4 protein-coding genes are annotated in these 4,514 nt (G+C 71.8%); 2 read left to right on the forward strand and 2 right to left on the reverse strand.

What is annotated here, in order from left to right:
* Together ABSF49_RS20450 and ABSF49_RS20455 are read right to left on the reverse strand one after the other, a co-directional pair.
* On the reverse strand, positions 1 to 899 hold an 899-nt coding region (locus ABSF49_RS20450), incomplete at its 3' end, for a LysR family transcriptional regulator (protein WP_424114479.1).
* A gap of 111 nt (positions 900 to 1,010) precedes the next feature.
* Positions 1,011 to 1,997 carry an L-threonylcarbamoyladenylate synthase gene (locus tag ABSF49_RS20455; protein ID WP_424114480.1) on the reverse strand — a complete coding sequence of 329 codons (987 nt, stop codon included), beginning with the start codon at positions 1,995 to 1,997 and terminating at the stop codon, positions 1,011 to 1,013.
* A 142-nt stretch (positions 1,998 to 2,139) separates the two neighbouring features.
* On the opposite strand from ABSF49_RS20455, the gene ABSF49_RS20460 reads away from it, so the two are divergent.
* A complete protein-coding gene (locus ABSF49_RS20460) occupies positions 2,140 to 3,915 on the forward strand; it encodes an acyl-CoA dehydrogenase family protein (protein ID WP_424114481.1) in 1,776 nt (591 codons plus the stop codon).
* On the forward strand, positions 3,912 to 4,514 hold a 603-nt coding region (locus tag ABSF49_RS20465; protein WP_424114482.1), incomplete at its 3' end, for an enoyl-CoA hydratase-related protein. The genes ABSF49_RS20460 and ABSF49_RS20465, both read left to right, overlap by 4 nt.

A 4,514-nucleotide genomic window follows, 5' to 3' on the forward strand; every position in this document is an offset into this window, starting at 1 on the left:
GCCGCTTCGACCGCTGCGACGCCCTCGATCAGATCGCGGGCGAAGGCGAGCTCGGCGCCGGCGAAATCGATGAAGGCGCGCACGCGCGCCGAGTGCCGCAGATCGGCGTGGGTCAACAGCCAGAGGTCGACGTCGAGGTCGGGGATGACCCCGCCGATGCGCACTAGGCCCGGGTTTTGGTCGCCGACGAAGCACGGCAGCACCGTCGCGCCGACCCCCCCGACGGCCAGGCCTGCCATCGCCAGCACGGAGTTGACGGAGCAGACTTGCCGCCGCGGTCCGATCTTCTCGTCGGTCCAGCGCTTGGCGCGCGTCGGCGCCGTGCTGAACCCGACCCACGGCGCGGCGGCGATCACTCTTCCGCCGAATTCGTTGGCGATCGCCGGCGCGCAATAGACCGCCCAGCGAATGGCGCAGACGCGGCGGCCGACCAGCGACTCCGGCGGGTCGTTGGCGCCGCGGATCGCGACGTCGGCGTCGCGGCGCGACAGATTGAGCGTCTGCTCGGCGATGATCAGGTCGACTTGGACGGCGGGATTGGCGGCGCGGAAGCGGCTCAGGATCGGCGCGAGCAGACCAATCGCCACCGAATCGACGGTGGTCACCCGCAATTCGCCGCTCGGCTTGGCGTCTCGGCCAGCGACGCGCCGCTCGAACTCCAGGATCGATTCGGCCATCGAGCCGGCGAGCGCGATCATTTCTTCGCCCGCTTCGGTCGGCTGATAGCCGGCGCGCGAACGCTCGAACAGCCGCGCCCCGACGTCGTTTTCGATCGCCGCGAGGCGACGGAACACTGTGGAATGATTGAGGTTCAACGCCTCGGCGGCGCCGACCAGCGAGTGCGCGTCGGCGATCGCCTTGATCAAACGGAATTCATCCCAGTCGAGTGTGGAGGCCATGGATCGTGAGGCGCTTTCGTCGCAGTCGGAAACTGCGGATCGTATGCGCTGGCGCAAGCCAATCGTGCAAGAAAACGAGTGCCGCAGCCGCCGCGACATGAGGTCGCGGCGTCAGGCTTCCTCCCCGCGCGGCGCGGCGGCGCGGCGAAGCCGGTCGTTGATGGCGACGCCGAGTCCGCGCTCGGGGATCGGCGCGGCGGCGATGCGCGCCGCCCCGCTGTCGTCGAGCGCGCGCAGATAGGCGAAGAGATGGGCGGCGGCTTCCTCGAGGACGCCGGCGGGCGAAAGGTCGAGCCGCGCCGTCGCGCCCGCATGCGCCAGCGCGCCGGCGAAGTCGAGCGCCGCCTCGCCGGCGGCGACTTCGTGCGCGCCGAGCCTGAGCCGGGCGCGCGGCGCATAGTGGGACGCGAGCTGGCCGGGCGCGAGCGGCGCGCCGCCGGGCGTCGCGTCGTCGAGCGCCACGTCGAGCGCGGCTTCGATCCGCTCACGCGTCAACGCGCCGGGACGCAACAGCCGCGGCCGCCCGCCGAGGCAGGCGACGATCGTCGATTCGACGCCGCGCCGCGCCGGGCCGCCGTCGAGGATCCAGTCGATCCGGCCGTCGAGGTCGGCGGCGACGTGGGCGGCGGTGGTCGGGCTGACGCGGCCGGAGCGGTTGGCCGAAGGCGCGGCGAGCGGGACGCCCGCCGCCGCGATCAGCGCCTGCGCGACCGGATGGTCGGGGCAGCGCAAGGCGAGCGTCTCGAGTCCGGCGCGCGCGAGCAGGCTCACCCGGCAACTCGGCGCGACCGGCGCGACGATCGTCAACGGCCCCGGCCAGAACGCCTCGGCGAGCCGGCGGGCGAAGTCGTCGAACGCGCCCTCGCGCGCCGCCGCCGCCGCGTCGGCGACATGGGCGATCAGCGGATTGAAAGCCGGCCGGCCCTTGGCGGCGTAGATCGCGACGACGGCGCGGTCGTTGGTCGCGTCGGCGGCGAGGCCATAGACCGTCTCGGTCGGCATCGCCACCAGGCCGCCGGCGCGCAGGCAGGCGGCGGCTTCGGCGATCGCCCGCGGATCGGCGGGCGCGAGGCGGGTCTGACGCGTGGGTTGCGACATGCGTGCGTGGCGTGCGGAGATCGGCTTGCGCGGGTATTGGTTTATTTCTAAACCTTATGGCGCGCTTGTGCGGCGCCTATGGACGCGACAAGCTCTTCGTCGTCAAGCGGCGCGCACGGACGACGCCGCAACAGGGAACGCCATGACCTATCGCGCGCCGGTCGCCGACATTCTCTATTCGCTCAAGCACGTCGCCGGCTTCGCGGCGGCGATCGACGAGGGCCGGTTCGGCGAGCTCGATCTCGACACCGCCGAAGCGGTGATCGCCGAAGCGGGCAAGTTCGCCACCGAAGCGATCGCGCCGCTCGACGTCGTCGGCGACCGCGAGGGGGCGCGCTGCGCCAACGGGGTCGTCACGATGCCGCCCGGCTTCCGCGACGCCTATCGCCGCTGGGCCGAGGCCGGCTGGGCTGGCGTCACCGCCAAGCCGGAATACGGCGGCATGGGCCTGCCGCATGCGGTCGCCGCCGCCTGCAACGAGATGTGGTCGGGCGCGTCGATGGGCTTCGCGCTCTGTCCGCTACTCGGCGAGGGCGCGATCGGCGCGCTCGAGGTCTATGGAAGCGAAACGCTGCGCGCGACCTATCTCGGCCGCCTCGTCACCGGCGAATGGACCGGGACGATGAACCTCACCGAGCCGCAGGCCGGCTCCGACCTCGGCGCGGTCAAGACCCGCGCCGAGCGCGCGGTCGACGGGACCTATCGCCTCACCGGCCAGAAGATCTTCATCACCTACGGCGAACACGACCTGGCCGACAACATCGTCCATCTCGTGCTGGCGCGCCTGCCCGACGCGCCGCCCGGCACCCGCGGCATTTCGCTGTTTCTGGCGCCGAAATTTCTCGTCAAGCCGGACGGCTCGCTCGGACCCCGCAACGACGTGCGCTGCGCTTCGATCGAGCACAAACTCGGCATCCACGCCTCTCCGACCTGCGTCATGGTCTATGGCGACGCGGGCGGCGCGACCGCCTATCTGGTCGGCGAGGAGAACCGCGGCCTGGCGGCGATGTTCGTGATGATGAACGCCGCCCGGCTCGGCGTCGGCCTGCAGGGCGTGGCGATCGGCGAGAAGGCCTATCAGAAGGCGCTGACTTACGCGCGCGAGCGCCGCCAGGGCCGCGCCGGCGCCGCCGGCGGCGGTATGAGCCCGATCGTCGAGCATCCCGACGTCAAGCGCATGCTCGCGACGATGAAGGCGCTGGTCCAGGCGGCGCGCGGAATCTGCCATCTGACGGCGATGGCGATCGATCTGGCGATCCACGCCGAAAGCGCCGAAGCGCGCGCGCTGGCCAGCGAGCGCGCCGCGCTGCTGACCCCGGTCGCCAAGGCGTTCTCGACCGACATCGGCGACGAGGTCGCCTCGCTCGGCCTGCAGGTCCATGGCGGCATGGGCTTCATCGAGGAGACCGGCGCGGCGCAATATTTCCGCGATTCGCGCATCGCCGCCATCTATGAAGGCACGAACGGCGTTCAGGCGATCGACCTCGTCCAGCGCAAGCTGCCGCTGTCGGGCGGCGCGACGCTCAAGCGCGAAATCGCCGCCATGCGCGCGGTGGTCGCCGCCGTGGCGGCGTCGGGCGAAGCGGAATTCGGTGCGACCGCGGCGCGGCTCGGCGAAGCGGTCGACGCGCTCGAACAGGCGAGCGCCTATCTTGGCGGCGCGCTCGGCGGCGACCTCGCCTCGGCGCTCGCCGGCGCGACATCCTATCTCAGGCTGTTCGGCCTCGCGCTCGGCGGAATCTGCCTCGCCAAGGCGGGACTCGCCGCGCTGAGCCAGCCGGCCGAGCGCGGCCGCATCGGCCTCGCCCGCTTCTTCGCCGAGAAGCTCGCGACCGCGGCGCCCGGCCTCGCCCGTTCGATCCAGTCCGGCGCCGCGCCGCTCGCGAGCTGCGACGCCGTCCTCGCGGAGAGCGCATGAGCGAATTTGTCAAAGTCAGTCGCGACGGCGCGGTCCTCGTCGTCACGCTGGCGCGGCCGGAGAAAAAGAATGCGCTGACCGGCGCGATGTACGAGGCGCTGATCGCCGCGTTCGCTCGGGCGAGCGACGATTCCGAGGTCGGCGCGCTGCTGTTCGAGGGCAGCGGCGGCGTCTTCTCGGCCGGCAACGACATCGGCGATTTCCTCGCCTACGCGCTCGCCCCCGGCGCGCTGATCGGCGAAACGCCGGTCATGCGCTTCATCTACGCGCTGGCGCGCTTCGCCAAGCCTCTGGTCGCCGCCGTCGAAGGGCCGGCGGTCGGCCTCGGAACGACGCTGTGCTTCCACTGCGACCTCGTTTACGCGAGTCCAAGCGCGCGCTTCCACATGCCGTTCGTCGATCTCGGCCTGGTGCCGGAAGCGGGCTCCTCGCTGCTCGCGCCGCTGCGCTTCGGCCGCGCGCGGGCGAGCGAATATTTGCTGCTCGGCGAGCCGTTCGACGCCGAGGCGGCTCGCGCCGGCGGCCTCATCAACGCCATCGTCGACGCCGCCTCGCTGCACGCCCACGCGCTCGCCAAGGCCAAGGCGCTCGCCGCCAAG

Origin of the sequence: Roseiarcus sp. (genome assembly GCF_049514155.1) — a bacterium.
In the GTDB taxonomy this organism is placed as follows: domain Bacteria; phylum Pseudomonadota; class Alphaproteobacteria; order Rhizobiales; family Beijerinckiaceae; genus Roseiarcus.

Excerpts from the sequence above, each read along its gene's own strand:
- ABSF49_RS20460 (WP_424114481.1), top strand. The coding sequence starts at position 2,140 with ATGACCTATCGCGCGCCGGTCGCCGACATTCTCTATTCGCTCAAGCAC.
- ABSF49_RS20455 (WP_424114480.1), bottom strand. The coding sequence starts at position 1,997 with ATGTCGCAACCCACGCGTCAGACCCGCCTCGCGCCCGCCGATCCGCGG.